19 protein-coding genes are annotated in these 20,599 nt (G+C 37.3%); all 19 read right to left on the reverse strand.

Annotated elements, in window-relative coordinates; genetic code table 11:
• Positions 1-11: 11 nt before the first annotated feature.
• Complete coding sequence (locus tag BMX83_RS01945) at positions 12-1,268, reverse strand: aspartate aminotransferase type Ic (protein WP_091632591.1); 1,257 nt, start codon at positions 1,266-1,268, stop codon at positions 12-14.
• Positions 1,269-1,359: 91 nt separating this feature from the next.
• Positions 1,360-2,019: an endonuclease III gene (gene nth / locus BMX83_RS01950; RefSeq protein WP_281242024.1), complete on the reverse strand. Its 660-nt coding sequence runs from the start codon at positions 2,017-2,019 to the stop codon at positions 1,360-1,362.
• Between the two features lie 28 nt (positions 2,020-2,047).
• A complete protein-coding gene (locus BMX83_RS01955; protein WP_091632597.1) occupies positions 2,048-2,764 on the reverse strand; it encodes a DnaD domain-containing protein in 717 nt (238 codons plus the stop codon).
• Positions 2,765-2,917: 153 nt separating this feature from the next.
• Entirely contained in the window at positions 2,918-4,213 is a 1,296-nt protein-coding gene (asnS, locus tag BMX83_RS01960; protein WP_091632600.1) for an asparagine--tRNA ligase, read from the reverse strand.
• Between the two features lie 30 nt (positions 4,214-4,243).
• The gene (locus tag BMX83_RS01965; protein WP_091632603.1) at positions 4,244-4,717 is read right to left on the reverse strand and encodes a cell wall elongation regulator TseB-like domain-containing protein; all 474 of its coding nucleotides are present in this window, start codon (positions 4,715-4,717) and stop codon (positions 4,244-4,246) included.
• A 104-nt stretch (positions 4,718-4,821) separates the two neighbouring features.
• A complete protein-coding gene (locus tag BMX83_RS01970; RefSeq protein WP_091632605.1) occupies positions 4,822-7,623 on the reverse strand; it encodes a helicase C-terminal domain-containing protein in 2,802 nt (933 codons plus the stop codon).
• A gap of 37 nt (positions 7,624-7,660) precedes the next feature.
• Entirely contained in the window at positions 7,661-8,872 is a 1,212-nt protein-coding gene (locus BMX83_RS01975) for a CCA tRNA nucleotidyltransferase (RefSeq protein ID WP_091632769.1), read from the reverse strand.
• 60 nt (positions 8,873-8,932) lie between these two features.
• On the reverse strand, positions 8,933-9,295 hold the full coding sequence (locus BMX83_RS01980) for a nucleotide pyrophosphohydrolase (protein WP_425425824.1): 363 nt from the start codon (positions 9,293-9,295) through the stop codon (positions 8,933-8,935).
• A 9-nt stretch (positions 9,296-9,304) separates the two neighbouring features.
• The gene (locus BMX83_RS01985) at positions 9,305-9,874 is read right to left on the reverse strand and encodes a ReoY family proteolytic degradation factor (protein ID WP_091632610.1); all 570 of its coding nucleotides are present in this window, start codon (positions 9,872-9,874) and stop codon (positions 9,305-9,307) included.
• Positions 9,875-9,914: 40 nt separating this feature from the next.
• Positions 9,915-11,177, reverse strand: coding sequence for a tetratricopeptide repeat protein (locus BMX83_RS01990; RefSeq protein WP_091632613.1), 1,263 nt, complete (start codon positions 11,175-11,177; stop codon positions 9,915-9,917).
• A 357-nt stretch (positions 11,178-11,534) separates the two neighbouring features.
• On the reverse strand, positions 11,535-13,754 hold the full coding sequence (locus tag BMX83_RS01995; RefSeq protein WP_218141907.1) for a bifunctional metallophosphatase/5'-nucleotidase: 2,220 nt from the start codon (positions 13,752-13,754) through the stop codon (positions 11,535-11,537).
• Between the two features lie 348 nt (positions 13,755-14,102).
• Positions 14,103-15,476: an MATE family efflux transporter gene (locus BMX83_RS02000; RefSeq protein WP_091632616.1), complete on the reverse strand. Its 1,374-nt coding sequence runs from the start codon at positions 15,474-15,476 to the stop codon at positions 14,103-14,105.
• A gap of 570 nt (positions 15,477-16,046) precedes the next feature.
• Positions 16,047-16,595 carry a hypothetical protein gene (locus tag BMX83_RS02005; protein WP_091632618.1) on the reverse strand — a complete coding sequence of 183 codons (549 nt, stop codon included), beginning with the start codon at positions 16,593-16,595 and terminating at the stop codon, positions 16,047-16,049.
• Positions 16,592-17,134 carry a hypothetical protein gene (locus tag BMX83_RS02010; protein WP_091632621.1) on the reverse strand — a complete coding sequence of 181 codons (543 nt, stop codon included), beginning with the start codon at positions 17,132-17,134 and terminating at the stop codon, positions 16,592-16,594. Before BMX83_RS02010 ends, BMX83_RS02005 begins: the two co-directional genes overlap by 4 nt.
• Complete coding sequence (pilM, locus tag BMX83_RS02015) at positions 17,135-18,145, reverse strand: type IV pilus biogenesis protein PilM (protein WP_091632623.1); 1,011 nt, start codon at positions 18,143-18,145, stop codon at positions 17,135-17,137.
• A gap of 45 nt (positions 18,146-18,190) precedes the next feature.
• Positions 18,191-18,946: a prepilin peptidase gene (locus BMX83_RS02020; RefSeq protein WP_091632626.1), complete on the reverse strand. Its 756-nt coding sequence runs from the start codon at positions 18,944-18,946 to the stop codon at positions 18,191-18,193.
• Complete coding sequence (locus BMX83_RS02025; protein WP_091632629.1) at positions 18,943-19,722, reverse strand: PilX N-terminal domain-containing pilus assembly protein; 780 nt, start codon at positions 19,720-19,722, stop codon at positions 18,943-18,945. Before BMX83_RS02025 ends, BMX83_RS02020 begins: the two co-directional genes overlap by 4 nt.
• A gap of 3 nt (positions 19,723-19,725) precedes the next feature.
• Positions 19,726-20,220: a PilW family protein gene (locus BMX83_RS02030; protein WP_091632631.1), complete on the reverse strand. Its 495-nt coding sequence runs from the start codon at positions 20,218-20,220 to the stop codon at positions 19,726-19,728.
• Positions 20,171-20,596 carry a type IV pilus modification PilV family protein gene (locus BMX83_RS02035; protein WP_091632634.1) on the reverse strand — a complete coding sequence of 142 codons (426 nt, stop codon included), beginning with the start codon at positions 20,594-20,596 and terminating at the stop codon, positions 20,171-20,173. Before BMX83_RS02035 ends, BMX83_RS02030 begins: the two co-directional genes overlap by 50 nt.
• Positions 20,597-20,599: the final 3 nt, after the last annotated feature.

A 20,599-nucleotide genomic window follows, 5' to 3' on the forward strand; every position in this document is an offset into this window, starting at 1 on the left:
ATAATTCCTCCTTATAGATTTTCATAATTTTCTAAAGTAACTAAATCAATACAGACACATAAAGCTTCCATCGCGATTTCCAATTGATCAAGGCTGACAAAGCTTGGCGCAAGACGGATACTATTATCCAAGGGATTACTCCCATAAGGATACGCTGCATTAGCCGGGGTCAAAGTGATACCAATAGCGCTCATCAACTCAACTATTTTCCTGGCGCAATTTGCTCTAGTTGTCAGATGAACAAAATACCCACCTTTTGGAGTTGTCCATTCGACAAATGAATTATTCTCGCCTCCAAAATAAGCAGAAAGAATCGCGTCGATCCAAGTAAATTTAGGCTCCAATATATCCCGATGTTTTTCCATATGTGCGGCAATTGTGCTTTCGTCTTTCAAAAATTTCACATGACGTTTCTGGTTAATTTTATCAAAGCTAATCAGCTGCTTACCAAAATATTTAGCCATCTCGTTAATATTATGGGTTGATGCCCCCATCGCGGATACACCAGCACCTGGAAGCGTCATCTTAGATGTGGAGACGAATTGGATTACACGATCTGGATGTCCAAAGGCTTTGGATGCTGAAAAAATATCTTTGATTTCAACTTTTTCATTCGTTAAATGATGGACGACATAAGCATTATCCCATAAAATCAAGAAATCATCTGCAGCAGTATGCATGCCCGCTAGTCGATCAACAACCTCATTTGAAACAGATTCGCCAGTTGGATTATTGTATTTAGGAACAACGAACATCCCTTTTATTGAAGGGTCTTGGGATACAAGTTTTTCAACGACTTCCATATTAGGGCCACTCCCCGTCAGTTCAACAGGAATCATTTTTATACCAAGATATTCAAGCATAGACCAGTGTCGATCATAACCAGGACTCGGACAAATAAACTTCACTGGCATATCTTTCGATGCACTCCAAGGGTTTTCTTTAGTAAACATATGGTGACTCAAAACTGAAAACATCAGTTGCAGACTGGAGTTCCCTCCAATCAAGGTCTCTTCCGCTGTTGTATTAAGTAATGTTCCAAAAAGTTCTCTCGCTTCTTCTATACCATAAAGTCCACCATAGTTACGTATATCGAGGTCATCTTCACTTAACCATTTATCTATTTTAATGTCGCTAATTAAAGATTCGGACAGCTTTAATTGTTCTTCTGAAGGAATCCCTCTGGCCATAGATATATCTAAGGGCCTTTCCTTGTAAAGAGCATACTGGGACTTTGCCCTGTCTAAACGACTTTCTTTATGATCCATAGCTTCTCCCCTCATAAATATAAATGTAATATCTCTTATTATAACCTACATACTTATTTTATGAAAACGTTACAAACCCAAAATAACATACTTAATTCGATTTTTTATTCTCAATAATCTCATTCACAATCATAATGCATTCATCATGATTGTGTGCACGCGCGGGACATTGATAGCGTCCAAAAAATATCATACGATGATGTGCCTTGCTCCACATGTCACGTGGCAGTTTCTCCATAAGAATAGTTTCAACCTGTGTCACCGTAGCTTCTGGCGGAGCAATATTGAATTTTTTACTTATACGATCTACATGCGTATCTACTGCAATAGCTGGTTCTCCAAAAGCGACACTCATCACGACATTCGCTGTTTTCCTGCCCACACCTGCTAAACTTTGTAGTTCCTTACGCGTATTCGGCACGTCTCCATCGAAATCTTCGACCAATTGAGTAGCACATTTTTTTAAAAATTTCGCTTTATTTCGATATAAACCAATTGTTTTTATTTTTTCCATAATATCATTGACATCAGCATCCATCATGGCCTCTGGTGTTGGGTAGGCTGCAAACAATTTTGGCGTTGCTTTATTCACTCCCACATCCGTCGTTTGAGCACTTAAAATAACGGATATTAAAAGCTCGAATGCATTTTTATGCGTCAATTCTGCCTTGGCATCAGGGAATAGTACGCCCATCGCATCAATAAGTTCTACAGTTTCTTTAGATGTAAGTAGCTCTTCTGTCTTCACCACATTCTTCTCTCCTTTAGCTTTAGATATATCAATTATCCAACTTATCCTTAAGCCAATTATACATAGGGACTGGCGTTTCGTTAGGGTCAGACTTCTCTTTGGAATTATCATTGGATTGACTTTTCCTGAACCGTTTTGACTCTTTTTCCACTTGTTCTTTTGTACGAATGTTTTTCTTTTCCCAGCTTAATAGAATACGGTCAATATATTTCAAACTATACACCTGGTTCAAAACGGCTTCCCTTAGTGCCATTTCGATTAATTCGGGTTTGTATTTATCCTCTTCAATCCACATATTCAAGGTCTGAATCTCCATTGCTGAAAGGCTACGCCCGAATTCCTGTTCAAATAGCTGATAGATATTTTTTGAGGCTAACACTTCTTTTTCTGATTCTTCATTCTCCTTGGTTTGAACCAATAAGGCCGATAACTTATCATAAAGTAAATCAAATGAGAACTCATCCACGGTCTTTCCTTCTTCATCCGCTTTTGTTTCAATCGTCAATACTTTTTTAGTAATTAGTTGATGAATCGCTTTGAATGCATCTTCTCTAGTAATATCAAGCCGATCAGCGAGGAGTTGACTGTCTGGAAAACGTTGACCATTTTCAACGAGCGATAATAATTGAAGAAGAGTAACTAAATCATTATTATCTAGCCCTATTTTTTTGTAATGTTTCAATAGATAATTAGGGACGCTTAAGGTTCCACTACTTATCCATTCAAATAACAATTGCTTATTCATGCTTATTCTCCTTAAAGGTACTGCATCTGTAAAAAATAACTTCGTTGGAATCATACATTTAAAAGTGCTAAATTACATGGTTTTCTTAATAATCTACGAAAAAAGGACCGGGTATAAATCCCAATCCTCCTTTCACATTTTATACTGTTCGTTTTATGGGTAAATACGGTTCAACAAACGTGGGAATGGAATCGATTCGCGAATGTGTTCCGTTCCACTGATCCATGTCACCATACGCTCTAATCCTAAACCAAAGCCTGAATGTGGCACACTTCCATATCTACGTAGATCTAGATACCACTCATAATCGGCTACATTTAAGCCAAAGTCAATGATTTCCTGACGGAGTGTCTCATAGTCATCTTCACGTTCAGATCCACCGATAATCTCACCATATCCTTCAGGCGCAATCATGTCGGCACATAAAACAACATCATCACGTTCTGGATGCTTCTTCATATAGAATGGTTTGATTGCTTTCGGGTAATTGACAATGAACACGGGTTTGTCATAGTGTTCCGCAATAAAGGTCTCTTCTGGCGAACCAAAGTCTTCCCCCCATGTGACGTCAAAATCATTTTTCTGAAGCATATCAACAGCTTCATCATATGAAATGCGTGGGAAAGGCAGTTCAGTATATCTCTTCAATATTTCTTTGTCTCGTTCAAGGACATCTAGAGCGTGGTCACAGTTATTTAGTACATTTTCAACTAAATAGGCAACATATTTTTCTTGAACTTCTAGAGATTCATCATGATTCATAAAGGCCATTTCAGGTTCCATCATCCAAAATTCAATAAGGTGACGGCGTGTTTTGGATTTCTCAGCTCTAAACGTTGGTCCAAATGAAAAGACACGTCCGAGTGCTATTGCAGCAGCTTCCATGTATAGCTGACCACTTTGAGATAGGAAAGCATCTCGGTCAAAATACTTGGTTTGGAAAAGTTCTGTCGTGTTTTCCGCAGCATTTCCTGTCAAAATAGGTGGATCAATTTTAACGAAGCCTTCATTATTGTAAAATTCGTAAGTTGCACGAATAATTTCATTTCTAATCTGCATGATTGCGTGTTGCTTAGATGAACGCAACCATAAGTGTCGGTTATCCATTAAGAATTCTGTCCCATGTTCTTTGGGTGTAATAGGGTAATCGACGGCTTCACTAATCAATTCAATATCTTCGATATGTATTTCATAACCGAATTTTGAACGCGAATCTTCTTGAATCGTACCTGTAATCCAAACAGAACTCTCTTGTGTTAAACTTTTAGCTTGGTCAAAAATCTTTTCTTCAACGTTACTTTTTACAACAACGCCTTGGAAAAAGGCAGAACCGTCACGTAAGCTTAAAAAAGCAATTTTACCGCTGGAACGCTTATTAGCGACCCAAGCACCTATCTTAACTTTTTCACCAACGTGGTTTTTTGAGTCTATAATCTGTATCTTTTTCATTATGTGTCTCCTTTAGTAATATAATCAAAATCAGATATTATCGACAGACCTTATCCATTCACCTGTTTTTAGATCAATGATATAGTATCCTAAGCGATCGTGTTCATTTTTATATGTGACTTCCCAGATTGGTGTTTCTTCCATTAATCCAATCTTCGCATTCAAAATACGTTTTGGGGACCGCGCTTCATTTGTTTTTCTACGTGCTTCTTGTTCGGTAACCATATCAGCAGCATCGAACATAATGACTGTCCCGCCGTCAGTTTTCACAAGATAGTACTTCTCTTCTGCCGATTCATTGGAACCCTTAACTGTAAAAATGGTTGCTTCACTATTGTACCAGTAAAATTCATCCACATCTTTTAAATCTGTCCGTTCTTTTAGAAAAGCGACGGTTTCTTGCTCGGCTTGAGCATAGGAAGCATTTGCACTCTGGTAGATGTATATGCCTCCAACGATAAAGACGCTGAGAATCAGTACAAGTGCTATAATAACTTTTTTCACATTGGTCTCCTCATTTATTTCTTTCTAATCAATGCTCTAAGTATATCAAATCGACAGAGATAAATAAATACGCCTTTTTAATATTTTAAACTAGCGTCTGTCTCCTATTCTTCCGTCTCAAAAAAATCAGATAAATCTTCACTAATTTGGTCAAGTGGCTGCTCGTTGACTTTTAAATCTTCCGGTAAAGAATTTAAAAACATGGGAGCATAGCTTGCTTCAACAAAACGACGGTCTAAAACAATCCAAACACCCTTATCCTCTTGACTACGTATCAAACGACCAATCCCCTGTTTGAATTTAATCACCGCACGTGGCAAAACATCATTGACAAAAGGATTCTCTCCCCTAGCTCGCATACTCTGATGGCGTCTTTTAACCATTGGCATATCGGGTGAGTCAAAAGGCAATTTAGTAATCATTACTATCTTCAATTCGTCTAAAGGAAAGTCGACCCCTTCCCAAAAACTATCTGAACCTAAAAGAACACTTTGCCTAGCTTTCTTGAACTGTTTTTTTATTTTGGCCGTGCTACCTGAAATGTTTTGAGCCAGAATAGTCCGATTATTAAGATTCCCACGCTGGATGAGTCGTTTGTAAACCTTTTGGATCATATCATGTGATCGGAACAAGACAAGACAATTTTCATCTGTTTTACTTAACGCTCGCTCAATTTGTTCAGTGATAAAAGATGTTGAAACGCTATTATTTTTTTGCGCATGGGTATCCACATCTGTTGTCACATATAATTTTGCCTGTTTTGCATAATTATAAGAAGAAGGATAAAGAGCTAATTGATTGTTCTCTATTCCAAGTTGGTTTTTCAAATAAGATACCGAACCGTTCACCGACAAAGTACTGCTGGTTAAAACGATATGATTCGCTGAATTAAACTGACTTAAAAGCGTATCCTTAACTTCTTGATCAAAGCGATAAAAGCTTAATGTTGATAATGGATTCTTGGAATAAAACCGAACAACGGTTGGATTAGAAGACTCAACTGACGAAAAGAGATAGTTAAATCGTTTCGTCACCGTTAGAAAATGATCAAGTATAGCATTAATTTTAGACAAAAGTCGCTTTTCCTTTTGAGTTAATTTTTCCTCTGCTTTATTTAGAGCACTTGTTAACTGTTGACCTACATAAACCAGTTCTTCTAAGTTTCTACAAAAGAACTTGGTATCGCGCTTAATATCAAGGGGAAGTTCATTGAAATAGAGTGTTTTTTCTTTCCATTCAACTATACGGTCTTCATATGAATCGGCATGAATGAGCCAATCAATCCATTTCTTACACCACATTTCCCAGCCTTCCGATACCATCGCTACCGATGAATGCAGTGTATCTAGCTGATAACCCTTTATATTCTCAGAAGGTAATAATTCAAGGCAATCATTTAGCAAAGTCTCTTCTTTTTCCTTCGAGCCTAATTGCTTAAGTTCATTGGTTATAGTTTTCACAGAAAGGCGTATCGTAGCGTTCTGCTCAATGACATCAGGAATATGATGTGCTTCATCAAGGAGCAGATTAGTATTATCAAAGGTATCAGGAAACTGCCGCCATTGTGAAAATAAATAAGCATGATTTGTTACAAGTATTGAGGCCTTTTCCATACGCTTCTCCCTGCGCGCAAGGTAATCGACCTCTTTGAAACATTCGAATGGCGTTTTAGCATTTAACACGCTCTTAACTTCCGTCCAAAATGCATGATGGAGGGTTTTTCCTAAACCAATCTCTTCCAAATCTCCTTCATCTGTTTCAGTCAACCAGACAAGTAACTTCATGCAAAAGATAGCCTCCGTGTCACTTGCATCCACGTCTTTTAATTTACTGTAAAAAGCAGATAGCGATAGATACTGACTTGGGCTTTTCATCAGTGCAATTGTTTTACTGAAAGGCAAACCTTCTAGTAATTTAGCTAGATTCTCCTCAACAAGTTGGCGTTGAAGGAGCTTTGTATAAGTTGAAATGACAACTTTCTCTTTCGGCGAAGACAAGAAAAGACTGGGGTATAAATAGCCTAAGGATTTTCCTGATCCCGCTGGCGCTTCAATAAACTGAATCCAATCAGGGGTTTCTTGCTTATAGTAATTGAAAATGGTATTCATCATTTGATTTTGGCTCTCACGATAACTTAATCCCATTAATTCTAACTGTGCGCGCTTGTCTGTTTCTTTGTAAGGATATGTATGCTTTGAACGATGGGTCAGCTGTTCATTATCCGTCATCGGCTTTTTAAGTGCTAATCCTTCGATAATAATCAGTGATTCATCTAAATCAATTGGCTGTTCTTTCATCTCCTTTAAAGCGTGCTTGAAAAAAAGAGACGTCTCAGCTGTTGTTGCAGCAGATAATTCCGCTAATTTCTCAACAGTAACTAAGGGCAATTTTTTTAATCTTTCATCCAATTTATTTAAGAGATAAACCGTTGCCTTAGCATCGAAAAGCGCATTGTGCGCATGATTAAGGGTATATCCAAGTGAGGCGGTTAACTCCTTTAGCTTGTAACTCTCTTCTTTTGGAAAGAGGATTTGCGAGAGTAAGACGGTATCTATTGCCGGTATTGTTAGTGCTGGCATACCGACACGTCGAAAGCATTCATTTAAAAATCTAAAATCAAACCCAACATTGTGCGCAACAAATATGGTATCTTCCAGTAGTTGATGGATGAGATGAGCAATGTCTTCAAAATAGGGAGCCGTTGCTAAATCTTTACTGGATATTCCTGTTAAATTACGAATAAGCCCGCTGACTTTACGAGAAGGATTGACAAAGGAATCAAATGTTTCAATCGTTTTTCCGTTTTTTACAAGGACACAAGCAAATTGGATCATCCGTTCATCCTTACCAATACTTGCTCCTGTGGCTTCAATATCAACGATGGCATAAATTTGATCTTTCTTCATTGTATTCCTCCCTCCTAGTAAACGAATTATTTTTTCATCAAGGCATGTAATTATTTTCTTTTAAATAAATAAGTATTTCTGATGTTTCATTGGCGAGTTTGCCTTTCACTACAGCTTTTTCTGCAGCACTAATCGCTATCCCTAACCATTTCCCGCCAGAACGTTCTGTTTCTTGAAGTATAATTTTTCCATTTATAGCCAGGTCGTCTCTTGAATGAATCGGTAGCTCATCATCAATACGCTCTACTGATTTATTGTTGCCCGTTTTACCAACCTGATTTAAAAGAATTTCTGCTTCTAAAGCCCGTTCTTTTTTATACTGATAAACCGTTTCATTCGTATGCTCAAAAAGAAGGCGATGAAGGAAGAGTTGATGTAAATCGGTACTTTCCTTAATGAGTTGGTTAGACAATTTCCAACGTTTTAAAAATGCATGCGCTTCTTTTTCTTCTTGGATACCAAGATAATATAAAAGCAGCGCCCAAACATGGCGTTCATTCTCAATCGGTTCCTTTACCTTCGCGACTTTTTCTAATTCCTTATTAGCGTGAATAAGTCCAGGGCAATATTTATACAAATTGGATTCTATAAAACCTGTCATGCCCTCCATAAGATGTTTCCCCATCGCCATTTTAACAAATTCTATACGAATACGCTCAACAGCAATGTTTTTCAATAAATGAGCATTCACTACAATAGCATAAAATGTATCTGCTTCGAGATGAAACCCAAGTTGAGCTGCAAATCTTACAGCCCGCATCATTCGTAAAGCATCCTCATGGAAACGTTCTTCGGCTTTTCCAACTGCACGGATCACTTTGTTGTTAAGATCCTGTTCACCGCCAAAGAAATCTTTGATTTCACCTGTGTCATCCATAGCAAAGGCGTTAATTGTCAAGTCTCGTCGTTTTAAATCTTCTTTCAAAGAGCGCACAAAAGTAACCGAATCAGGACGTCTGAAATCTTGATACGTCGATTCGGTCCGAAAAGTCGTAACTTCATAACTTTCGTCTTCCATCAAAACCATAACCGTTCCATGCTCAATACCGACATCCACTGTTTTCTTGAATAACTTTTTAATCTCTTGCGGAAAGGCACTCGTAGCGATGTCAACATCATTAACAGCCTTGTTTAAGACAGCGTCACGTACGCTTCCTCCCACAAAATATGCTTCAAAACCAGCGGATTGAATGGTCTTCAAAACGGGCAGAGCCTTTTTGAATTCACCTGTAATTGGAACTTGCTTCATAATATAAACGAACATCTGACGCTAATATCTAGCTTCAATGTTCTTTCTCTCCTTTATTCCTCAACTATTCGCATCTGTATCCGTTTGTCCATCCTTACGTTCAAAACGAAAATAGTCGCGTGATTCAAATTTTTTCATCGTTAACTCAAAGGCTTTTGATAAATCAATATCAAGTGTATTGGATAAACTGATAAGGACAAAGAGGACATCGGCAATTTCCTCTTCCATTGGTTTGTAAGCCTCACTAGTCTTTTTCTTTTTTTGGCCATAAACATGATTAATTTCTCGAGAAAGCTCGCCTACTTCTTCTGTTAAACGAGCGAGTTGGACAAGAGGAGGAAAATACCCCTCTTTAAATTGTCCAATATACTCATCCACTCTGTCTTGCATGTCTTGCATCTCTGTCATATTCATTCTCCTCATTTCGTAGTGTTATGAAGGAGACACTTCATTTTCTAGTTTAATTTCAATATTTTTTAAGTTTTCTGTAAGGTCATAGAAGTCTTTACGGTTATCTGTTTCAAGGGCATAATCAATTTCATCAAGTAATTTCTGTTTTTTCTCTTGTAAATAAAAACTATCCATTGCGTCATCGACCTGCTGGTTCAACTCTTCTGGTACAAGGTCATTCCACTTTGCATAAGGATTATCTTCAAGCACTTTTGCATACTCTGGAGACAATTCAGCATCTTTGAAAAACAGCTCGATATATATTTCAGTGTGCCAGTTGAGTCTAACCTCATGAAAGGCCTGTTCAGGGTGGTCGAAAGTGACGCCATCTTTATAAAATCGGAAAGCGGCATTGTCCACTCCAACAGTTCCCATACTAATTCCTCGAGGAGTGTGATCCGCTTTTTCAACAAATTTTGTTTTGTTTAAAACGATGTCGTGATTAAGCAAATAATTTAAGATCCACATCGACTCTCTTTTCTTCAACTGATAACGCTCCAAGAACCACTTCAAGAATACTTTCTTATCTTTTAACTGAACACGATTATACATGGATACTCCCCTCCTCTAGCTTGTTTACATTATACCAAAATTAATACAGTTCTTCATTGTTTACCCATTCAGCAACTTCCAAGTCATCTGGTTTCATTGTTAAATAGTGTTTACTTAATTGAACAAATCCATCTTTGTCTCCATCTTCACGAAGAAAAACAGCATAATCTTTCAGAAACTCAGGTGAATCTTTCAATAAATCATACGCTCTTTCGTACTTATCTCTCGCGTTGTCAAAGTCTTCCTCGCTATTATACGCCTTCGCACTGTTCCAAAAGAGTTGCGGATCCTCTTCACCAGCTTCCAGTTTCACTTCCATTAACTTAAGCGCCTCTTGGAATCGTTCCTGTTCAATAAGCAGGTTCGATAGATGCAAGGTTAACGTTAGATTTTCAGGGTCACGATCTAACGCTTTGAAATAAAAGGACTCGGCAGTCTCCGTATCTCCCTTAGCTAAGCTCGCCTCAGCTCCCACACTGTAAAGCAAAGGATTTTCTTTATCATAAAATCGTCCTTCTTCTACAATTTTAAGCGCCTCTTCTTCGTTATTCTGCTTCAAATATCCTTGTGCAAGGTAAACATAAACTGAAGTATAACTTGGGTCTTGCTCTTTTACTTTATTAAATAATTCAGTTGAGCGTGTATAATCTTCTTTTTGGAAATAAAGATACCCAAGTTGGAAAAGATGCTCTGTGCTTTCTTGCATCTCTACTGCCTCGTTCATATAATCAATGGCATTATCCAAGTCGCCAATTATTCCATAAGCGCTACCTAATCTTCCATAAATACTTGTTCCAGCAAATTCGAGGTGATGGTCGGTTAATAAACGTTCATAATAACCGATTGCATCTCTATATTTTCCACTAGTAAAAAGCAATTCTCCCAAAGCAAAATCAATCACGGGTTCTTCAGGCATTAACTTTTTAGCTTCGAGTAGTTTTTCTCTAGATACCTCAGGCAACTCAAGTGTCTGATAGTAGTCAGCCGAGACAAGGAGCGACTGGACATAGTACGGGCTAGACGGATCCACTTGGCTTAATCGATCGAAAGCCTCCAGCTCATCTCCCTCTTCAATCGCTATTTCTGCTAAAGTTAGCGTCAAACCATCATCATCAGGGTGTCGCGTGATAAGTTCGGTAACAACTTCTCTTGTTTCATTTAAAAAACCTAAATCATATAGGGTTTCAATTAGAGCATATAGGTCTTCATCATTATCCATATCAATAGCTTGTCGAAGTAATTCAGATGCTAAATCCAATTCTTCGCTCTGAATCGCTTCGATCATCTGTGTTGAATAAGACATATTAACTCGCCTCTTTTTCTTTTCAGTATTCTATCATCTTAACACAGACGTACTTATATTTCATGAAAAAGTCGTTGGGGTTAAAGAGTGTAACGATGTTTTTTTGTAGGTCTTGATTATTTGGGTACAGGTTTAAAGTGAAGGTTTATTAACACAGATACCTCCTAGCAAGTCATTTAAAGGATATCCGTTTATTTTCCTTGTTCCATTTAGTTTAGAGCAGAGTTTTTATTTTTAAAATTTTCTATATGTGTAAGTCAATATCCTCAAACAAAAAAACACTCCTCTTGAAGTGAGCCGACTTCAAGAGGAGTGTTTCATTTAGCTCTTTCGTTAGTTATGCGTGTGTTGCGTCAGTTATTTAACTTTCTTTTTAAAGAAGTGAGCGGCTGAACCAAGGGATACACTTCCTAAACCAATGAGTCCAAATAACCAAGTTGTTGTCGCTGTTTTAGGGAGACGTTCGCCATCTTCATCTTCTTTTGTTGTTTTTTCAGTGTCTTCAGCTTTTGACTTGTCTTTATCTGTTGCTGTTTTATCTGTCTCTTTATCTTTGTCTTTGTCTGTCTCTGTATTATCTGTCTCTTTATCTTTATTTATCTCATTGTCTTTATCTTTGTCTGTTTCTTTGTCTTTGTCTGTTTCTTTATCTTTATCCTGATCCTTATCTGTTTCCTTGTCTTTATCTGTTTCGTCATTACCATCCGGCTTCTCTGTCTCTTCATTTCCATTACCTGGTTTTTCCTCGTCTTCTATTAAACCATGTTTCTTCAAAACAGATTCTGGAATTTCACCATTTTCAATCATTTCAATTGCATTTAAAGCTTGGGAGTTGTAGCTTCTTCCATCTTCCGAAACAGGCAATTCAATATTTCCAGCATTAACTTCACCAATAATATAGTCGCTTAATGCATGGTCAAGGTCTGCGCCAATGATTTCCCAGTTGTCATCGGTTGAAGGTTTGATTACCCCAGCATCTCTAATTGTATCAGCAATATAGGATCTGAGAGATTTTGGATCTGACTCGAAATAAGGTTTCTCAGTGATAAGCCCCATCGCTGAAAGCCCACCGTATCTATAGTTGTTAACTGCAAGTTTTACAACATCATCATCCTTAAGTGGCTTTCCTTTGAAAATAGGATCCACGATACGCTCGCCGATAGGTTTAGAAATATCTACCTTATAGTCAATACCTTGGAACATGTCATAATTGTAGCCTCTGATCTCTGGATCAAAACTTATTGTAACATCGCCTTCAGTATATTGATTATAATACTGGGCTGACCATTCCATATATTTCTTAAGCTGCGCACCTGTCACTTCTACACCTACAAGCGTGTTTGGATATTTATAGATGTCAAAGATATCTGCATAAGTTAGATCGCCGGCTTTTAATGTTGAGTTGGGTCTGAACAAGGCAGCACCTGCAACGTCTGCTCCTGTGGCTTCCAGCTGCACCTCATTGATTAGGTCAATCACAGCTGTATCCTGTAATTGCGCTTCAGGAATCCCTTTAACGCGCTGCTTCGGAGTGAAATCATCCGATGCTGTACCTATGACATCTTCTAAAAATCCGAGTGTCTTTTCATGGTATTCACTAGCATAGGTTTTCAACTCTTCAGAGGCTTCATATCCTTCTACTGAAATTAATTCTGTCGTGCTACTGTCTACTGTATACTCTTCGCCCTCTTTGGAGATATCCAAATCAAAACGAACCACTTGTGCCCCTGCATCATTTGCACCACCAACGGCGGCCCCGTTATAATTCTCATTTACAACTGAATGGCTATGTCCAACCATTAATGCCTTTATTTCCGGATAAGCTTCTAGAATTTTTTGAGCATCATCATTGATATAGCCTTCTGATTCTTCGTAGCCACCTGTGTAAGAAGAATGTGATGAAGCAATAATAACATCTGCTTTTTCATTCAATTCTTTCATAGGCCCTTCAGCCGCCTTTAAAAAGTCTTCAAAATATAGGTCTGTAACTTTAGGACCATCCCACTTTGGAATATTTGGGTTAGTAAATCCAATGATCCCTACTTTTATTCCATCAACTTCGACAATTGTATAAGGTTGAGCAAGATAACTGTCATCATTTTTTAATTTAGCATTAGCGGCCAACATGGGGAACTCTGATTCTTCCATTATTTTATGAACCATATCTAAACCAAAGTTAAATTCATGATTACCTAAAGTCATCGCATCGTATTCCATAAAATTCATCACATCAATGACTGGGTTGTCCAACATTAAATCAGTATTGTAAAGATCATCTGTAAGTATTGTTCCTTGTATAGTATCCCCGTTATCAATAAGTAGTGTGTTTGGATTCTCAGCACGCACCTTTTCAATAACCGAATAAACTTTGGCCATCCCTATATCATTAACTTCTTCCCCATTTTCGTAACTCCAGTTATAAATATTACCGTGTAAATCCGTAGTTCCTAAAATAGTGACTTGGGTATTGTCTTCCTCCGCATGAACCTCATCAGTGAGTGCGAAAGAAAGTGATGACATCACAGTAACACAAGTAAGCAACCCTAATTTTCTTGCCAATCGATCCTTATTTATCATGTATTTTTCCTCCAATATTATTCTATTTGCTGACCTTAAAAGAAAAACGTGCTCATTCTTATACTTGACTCGATGGCCCCACTCCTTTACTAGATTTATCAAGTTTGTTCGCTAGGCTCTTTTTACTGAAGCGCCCAAACTCCTATGATAAGTACTTTCAATTATACATATAGACCACTTATAAAGTAAGCGTTTCCATATAATGATTTGTGTATTCTCATAATGATACACCTTATATTAAGAGTCTCTAATGAAAGTCTTCACAAATAAAAAACTGTCCTATTTAATCTTTTCATCTATAAGAAAAAGCTGCTTCTCCTAAGTTAAAGAGAAACAGCTTTTCTAAGTCTATAAACTATTTGTAATGATTGGCTCATCGGGTAGTGGTTCCACATATTTCTTGAAAATAACGCGTAAGAAATACACACACAAGAGTGCTGAAACCAGTTCAGATACTGGGAATGACCACCAAATAGTGTCTACATTCCCTGTTAGTGAAAAGAGGTAGGCCAGTGGAATCAAAACGATCACTTGTCGGGTAAAGGATACGTATAAACCAAATGTTCCTTTCCCGAAGGCCTGGAATATGGTACTGACAATAATACTAAAGCCAGCAAACAAGAAACTAATACTGATGATGCGCATGGCTGGCACGCCAATCTCCAGCATCTCTGGTGATGCATTAAATAAATTTAATAGCGTGACAGGGAAAAATTGGAAAATAGCTAAGCAAATCAGCATAAATATCATCGCATAAATAATAGATAATCGGATGGCTTCCTTTATTCGTTCTTTATTACGTGCCCCGTAGTTAAACGCAACGATTGGTATCATTCCGTTATTTAACCCGAATATAGGCATGAATGCAAAACTTTGTAAACGGAAGTAAACTCCGAATACCGCAATCGCAGTCGGTGAAAATTTCAGTAGAATTTTATTCATTGAGAAAATCGTTACTGACGTAATAGCAATCATCATCGATGACGGAACACCAACGACGTAAATATCTTTGATCGTCTCTAAATGCGGACGGAAATTTTTGTACTGCAATTTAATTTCATCATTTTTATAATAATTTAATAGTACCCCAATTAAGGCGGCGACTGTTTGTCCAATAACAGTGGCTACAGCAGCACCGGTAACACCTAATGCTGGGAAACCGAACCAACCGAAAATGAAGAATGGGTCTAAAATGATATTGATAATCGCTCCAGAACCTTGTACCCACATGGAAAAGACTGATTTACCTGTTCCTTGTAAGAGTTTTTCAAAAATGACTTGCAAGAAAAGTCCTAGCGAAAAAATCATGATGATGCGCATATAAGATTCACCTTGAGCTAGTATCTCAGGATTACTGGTCTGGCTTCTGAAAAAGAACGGCACAATCGTCAATCCTAAAATCAAGATCACCAGGTAATGCAGTATCGATAAGAACACACCATTACTAGCTGCATTATTGGCCTTTTCATAATTATTTTCGCCCAATCTTCTTGAAAGAAGTGCGTTCATCCCTACTCCTGTACCTACCTGAATCGCAATCATTAAATTTTGTACGGGAAAGGCTAGTGTTACAGCTGTCAACGCATTTTCACTCAATTGAGCAACGAAAATACTGTCCACTACATTATACAAAGATTGTACAATCATAGATAACATCATCGGTAGAGACATACTAATTAAAAGTTTATTGATGGGCATAACACCCATTTTATTTTGTTCCATATTTAACGTCCTTTTCTATCTTTATTGATTTTAGTTCGTGTCTTTTTGTCCACTTAAAAACTAACTCTATCTATGATACGCGACATTTATAAAAATTGCTAGGCACAAAACTCGAAATGTGTTCATTTTAGGTTTGAATTTACTTCTTATATCTAACAACCCTTATGCTGCAGCAAATAAGTACTTAGATCTTGAATGATGAAAAAGAGAGATAGCCATCTCTCTTCCTTATTTTACTTTTGTTTAAAAGGTATTGGGCCATATCTATCGAAAGTGCTTGCTCAGTTGATGCTTGGCGCTGAGTTCGACATTTGTGTTCAGAAAAGTGTTCACTCAGTTGGCGCTAGACGCTGAGTTCGACATTTGTGTTCAGAAAGTGTTCACTCAGTTGGTGCTTGGCGCTGAGTTCGATATTTTACAGTTAAAATGAGAAATAAAACTGATTTACTCGTATACCTACGAGATAAGCACGCCCACTATAATGATTTAAGTTACAAAAAAGCAGGAGGTTTCGATTTCAGCAATCGAAGTCCTTCTGCTTTCATTAAAATAGCTCTGAGGATCGTTTCCTTATTCAGATAGATCATCGTAGTAAAATAATTCAAAGGTAAAAGTACCAGAATAGGTCGCTTCACCGTTTTTCTCATAAGAAAATGAGGTTAGGTTCCAAACGCGTTCTTCTGTCATTAAGCGCTCAATGAGATTACGCAAACTTTTTGCTGAGTCACTCGTTACATCAGCTTGATACGTATTTTTCACAAAACCGTTTGGCACACCTTCTACTAACTCATGATCCGAAAGCTGAGAAACGGTTGAAATGTTTACTTTCTCATTTCCAGCTAACTGCTCAAGTGTGACCATGGCTTTTTCTGTAGCATCATCTATGGGTAAATATGCCTTCGTTGTAGTATATTCTGACTCATATTCATTATATAAACCTTCATCTGGAGTATACTCAGAGAGCACAGCCTGCTGATTTTCAACCAAAGTAGATAAGGTCGCTGCTTCCTCTTTAACTGGCGAGACAAAATACTGATTACCATAGTAGAATAGTCCAATTAATATTGCGACCAGGGTCAACATAATGAGAAGACTTTCTCTATTCCATTTTATTGTCATTTTTTAGTCACCTCATGCAGACGCTCTCGATTTATATCAAGCGTTACTTCAAACAAATACTGGTTGTTATCATTTTGTTGATTTTCAAGTCTCAATAATTGCACGTTATCGATATATTCAACCTGATTGAAGCGATCAATGATAGATGAGGCTTCCTCTACATTAGTCTTTTCAAGTACCAATACCACTTGATCCGTTTCACTTAACTGGTAAGTTTGCACGCGTTCTTCTTCCTTTTGAATCAGCGCTGTCAAATCCTTGGCTACATAACTCATTGGATATTGAGAAGTTAAAAGTGTTTCTTGTACTTCCCCTGCTTGCATCGTACGCTCATCGATTTGCTCGGTGCGACGTGATAAAGCGACATCTGAAGCATTCGCTTGTACCCACTCTTTATCATCTTGAATTGATTCTGAATAATAAGAATGCGTGAAGAAAAAATAGATTCCCATGGCTAAAAAAAGAATAAAGAAGACGCCTGCTACAATATAAGGAAGAATATTAACTTGTTTTTTTTCAAAGAAATTAATATTTATCATCTACTTTACCTCTCTTTCCTCGTTCTTAGTCTCTCGCTTCGTTTTGCGTTTCACTTTAACATTGCCTTCTTTAAGAGACAGGCCATATAACGCACCAAAAGACTGACCAAGTGTATCAGGCAATTCAAGAAGTTGTACACTTGCTTCAAATCTATCTGAAAGATAACCTTTCACTTCTTCTAAATCGGGATAGTGACCCGTTAAAATAATCTGCTTGACACTCCCTTTACCATCTAGAACACTGTATCGGTAAAAATCTAAGAAGCGTTCCAGACCATCTAATTGATCCTCAAGCATCATATCACGTTCATTTTCTGAACTTTTCCAAGTCCACTTTCCGTTGCTATCTATTTCCCAATTTCCAGCTATACGTTGAGAACGGGAATGTCGGTTAAAGGTAGGGGCATCATTATTGAAAACCATAATCGATAGTTCAGATGGGTTCCATTCTAAAACTAAGGAATGATTCTTCTGATTTTGATCAATGAGGTTTTGCTTTTCAGCCACTCTATAAAAGCACAAGGCCGAAATATCAGCTACTACTGGCTTCAAAGAAACATTCTGTAAAATGGTTTGGTACTGCTTCACAAATTCTTTTGGATAAGCAATAATCACTACCCTCTGTCCATCTTCATTCTTTTCGATAAGTTGAAAATCAAATATCGGATTATCAAAAGGCAAACGAATAGACTGATTGATATGTAGAGATAAATAGTCTTTTATCTCAGATGGCGTTAGCTGCAGGGGTACGGTCTCTTCTCTCACCGCAACAAAATCATTGAGTAGAAGGAAATGCGCTTTAGCATTTTTCCACTTTTTTTCTTTCACCAAAGCATCTAGGCGTGTTTCTAGTAAAGGAATATTAGTGATTTTCCCATCTTCTAGTATAGTTGTTTCAAAGACAATTTCATCTTTATCAATAATGGTATGATTTTTTGGGTCCAGTGCCAAGTATCTTAAACTCTGATCTAGTAGTTGAAAATATATTAAAGGTTTAGAATCAAATAACATAGTAAGTTCCTCCGGTAAAGAATTAATTAGAATACGGATTGTGATTTAAAGAAAGAGATTCAAATACCATTGAATTAAGGCATCACCAAAGTAAAAAACGGTTAATGCAGATAGTCCAATAAATGGACCAAAAGGTATTTTTGCTTTACGTCCTAATTTTTTAATTTTGGCAAAAATGAGACCAAAAATCGCTCCATATAAAGTAGATAGAAAGAATAAAAGCAAGAAATGACTCAAACCAAAGATAAAGCCAAAGAGTGTGTAATATTTCAAATCACCCATCCCCATGCCGCCTTTAGAAATTAAAATAATTAGGAAGACAAGGACCAAGGCAAAGCCAGCACCGATAAAGGAATCCCAAATAGGATCGAGTGGGTAAAACAAGCGGTAATTGACGAACAACAAACTGAAAAAGAGCAGTAAGCGATTCGGGATCCGACGATACACGATATCTGAAACAGTGACGGGAATAATCATAGCTATGAGTAAGAGGGCAAAAATAAAATCTGCATTAAATCCTGTTATGTAATAAGTGAAGACAAATAAAAAGCCAGTGGCGAGTTCCATCGTTGGATACAGTAAAGAGATTTTAGATTTGCATTCTTTACATTTCCCTTTTTGAGCTATAAAAGACCAGACAGGAATAAGCTCAGACCAAGTAAGCGTCCGTTCACACGTATCACAATAAGAGCGCTTTTGTTTGAATAAAGTCTTATTGGGAACGCGCAAACCAACAACATTAAAAAACGATCCAAAAATTAAACCGTATAAGAAAAGAATAAGTAGCATTGAGACAGTCATATTGTCAATCTCCTATGTAGTAAGAAAGACCCCAGAAAAGGTAATGGTTTATCTCTTGTCTTTAAATTCTTTCTTTTAGCTACTCCGCCCTGAGTGACCTTATTGAATTTCCCATTCAAATTAGGATGAAGATAAACGGTGTCACTAAAGTTGAAATTTTTTGTAGATTTAAAGCCTGGTGGTCCTAAAGCATCCAAATGGATATCTCCAATTATAGTTGCCCCTTCATTTTTCACTTCAATGCCTTCTTTAGATAGTATTGCAGCATTTTGCGGAAAATTTATTATTTGACCTGTTTCTTGCTTTATCCAACTAACTTCTACAGGTTTCTTCACTGTTCTTGTCTTGCCATCTACTTCACCTACTGAGGTGATAACATATTCTCTGGGATTAGCATTTGATACTTCCTTTACTGTAATTGTAGCGGTTGGTACCTCTCCTGACTGTTCTTCAAAAGTGTACCCTTCCCCGTTTATCGATTCTCTTACTCCCTTTACTCCATCTTCACCGTTAAAAAAAGAATTTTCAGGAAGGTTTTTATCGTAAACAGCCATAACTCCAGCTTTCATTTCTTCATAAGCCATGTTGGCGCCCGCTTCTGCTATGTAATAAGCAGAACTGTCATCACGCGTGTTATCCCCTAACTTAAAACTACCTATGGTTACAGCACCCAAAGAGGCTCCGAGGACAGATAAAACTAATAATGTCATTAGTGCAAGAATAAGGCCACTACCCTCTTCATTTTTAATATATGAACGTAAGTGTTTGAATGACATTGTTTACCTCCTAAAGTAAATAGTTGTCTGATAAGACTTGTCTTTTACTTGTGGTGAATTATTTTTTAGAATGATTTTGATATTATTATCGTTTTTTTCAAATTCCGCTGAACTGATCGCATCAACAAGAACTGTTCCATTTTTTCTTAATTGATTTTTTGAATTTATATAAGTGAACGTTAATCCACTATTGGTCGTTATTTCTTTCCCATCTTCCACTTCCGTCACACTCACTGCACCTGCTTCTTCTTTTCTTAAATCTCGTGACATCACGGACAAGGCGTAGCTCATATCATTAGCTTGACTCGCTGATTGTGTCTGGTTAATGAATTGTTTTTGTCCAAATATATTGACTGAACCGGCAAGTAATATAACAATTGAAAGGATAGCTAAGGAAGCAAGTAATTCGATTAAAGTAATCCCCTTATCACTCTTCCACTGTATTTTATTATTTGTTTGTATCCTTTTCGAATGGCAAGCGTGTCTCCATTTTAGCATGTCCTTTATCCCCTTCGACTGTAACGATTACTTTATATAATTTAGTATCCCCGTCAGGTTCTGTTAACGTTGTTTTTACAGTAAATCCATTTGTCGTTTTTTCTCTTTGCATAGTTCCTTCAAAAAAACTATTTACAACCTCTTGATCGCTGTAATTTCCACTTGAGTAACTTGTAACTAATTCCATTTCTTCCTGTGCCAAAAAAGTTGCTTCATTTAATTCATTTGTACGGTTATTGGTTTCAGCCGCTTGGATGAAAAAAGCCAAAAAGGCTGTCACTACTATCGATAAGATAGCAATGGCAGCTAAGAGCTCAACTAAAGTAACGCCATCGTCATTCTTTTTTAACTGTTTGAATACACTTTTTATAGTCATAAG

The sequence above is a fragment of the Alkalibacterium gilvum genome (assembly GCF_900109085.1).
Taxonomy (GTDB): domain Bacteria; phylum Bacillota; class Bacilli; order Lactobacillales; family Carnobacteriaceae_A; genus Alkalibacterium; species Alkalibacterium gilvum.

Excerpts from the sequence above, each read along its gene's own strand:
- BMX83_RS01945 (WP_091632591.1), bottom strand. The coding sequence starts at position 1,268 with ATGGATCATAAAGAAAGTCGTTTAGACAGGGCAAAGTCCCAGTATGCT.
- BMX83_RS01955 (WP_091632597.1), bottom strand. The coding sequence starts at position 2,764 with ATGAATAAGCAATTGTTATTTGAATGGATAAGTAGTGGAACCTTAAGC.
- asnS (WP_091632600.1), bottom strand. The coding sequence starts at position 4,213 with ATGAAAAAGATACAGATTATAGACTCAAAAAACCACGTTGGTGAAAAA.
- BMX83_RS01970 (WP_091632605.1), bottom strand. The coding sequence starts at position 7,623 with ATGAAGAAAGATCAAATTTATGCCATCGTTGATATTGAAGCCACAGGA.
- BMX83_RS01975 (WP_091632769.1), bottom strand. The coding sequence starts at position 8,872 with ATGAAGCAAGTTCCAATTACAGGTGAATTCAAAAAGGCTCTGCCCGTT.
- BMX83_RS01980 (WP_425425824.1), bottom strand. The coding sequence starts at position 9,295 with ATGAGGAGAATGAATATGACAGAGATGCAAGACATGCAAGACAGAGTG.
- BMX83_RS01985 (WP_091632610.1), bottom strand. The coding sequence starts at position 9,874 with ATGTATAATCGTGTTCAGTTAAAAGATAAGAAAGTATTCTTGAAGTGG.
- BMX83_RS01990 (WP_091632613.1), bottom strand. The coding sequence starts at position 11,177 with ATGTCTTATTCAACACAGATGATCGAAGCGATTCAGAGCGAAGAATTG.
- BMX83_RS01995 (WP_218141907.1), bottom strand. The coding sequence starts at position 13,754 with ATGATAAATAAGGATCGATTGGCAAGAAAATTAGGGTTGCTTACTTGT.
- BMX83_RS02000 (WP_091632616.1), bottom strand. The coding sequence starts at position 15,476 with ATGGAACAAAATAAAATGGGTGTTATGCCCATCAATAAACTTTTAATT.
- BMX83_RS02005 (WP_091632618.1), bottom strand. The coding sequence starts at position 16,595 with ATGACAATAAAATGGAATAGAGAAAGTCTTCTCATTATGTTGACCCTG.
- BMX83_RS02010 (WP_091632621.1), bottom strand. The coding sequence starts at position 17,134 with ATGATAAATATTAATTTCTTTGAAAAAAAACAAGTTAATATTCTTCCT.
- pilM (WP_091632623.1), bottom strand. The coding sequence starts at position 18,145 with ATGTTATTTGATTCTAAACCTTTAATATATTTTCAACTACTAGATCAG.
- BMX83_RS02020 (WP_091632626.1), bottom strand. The coding sequence starts at position 18,946 with ATGACTGTCTCAATGCTACTTATTCTTTTCTTATACGGTTTAATTTTT.
- BMX83_RS02025 (WP_091632629.1), bottom strand. The coding sequence starts at position 19,722 with ATGTCATTCAAACACTTACGTTCATATATTAAAAATGAAGAGGGTAGT.
- BMX83_RS02030 (WP_091632631.1), bottom strand. The coding sequence starts at position 20,220 with ATGCTAAAATGGAGACACGCTTGCCATTCGAAAAGGATACAAACAAAT.
- BMX83_RS02035 (WP_091632634.1), bottom strand. The coding sequence starts at position 20,596 with ATGACTATAAAAAGTGTATTCAAACAGTTAAAAAAGAATGACGATGGC.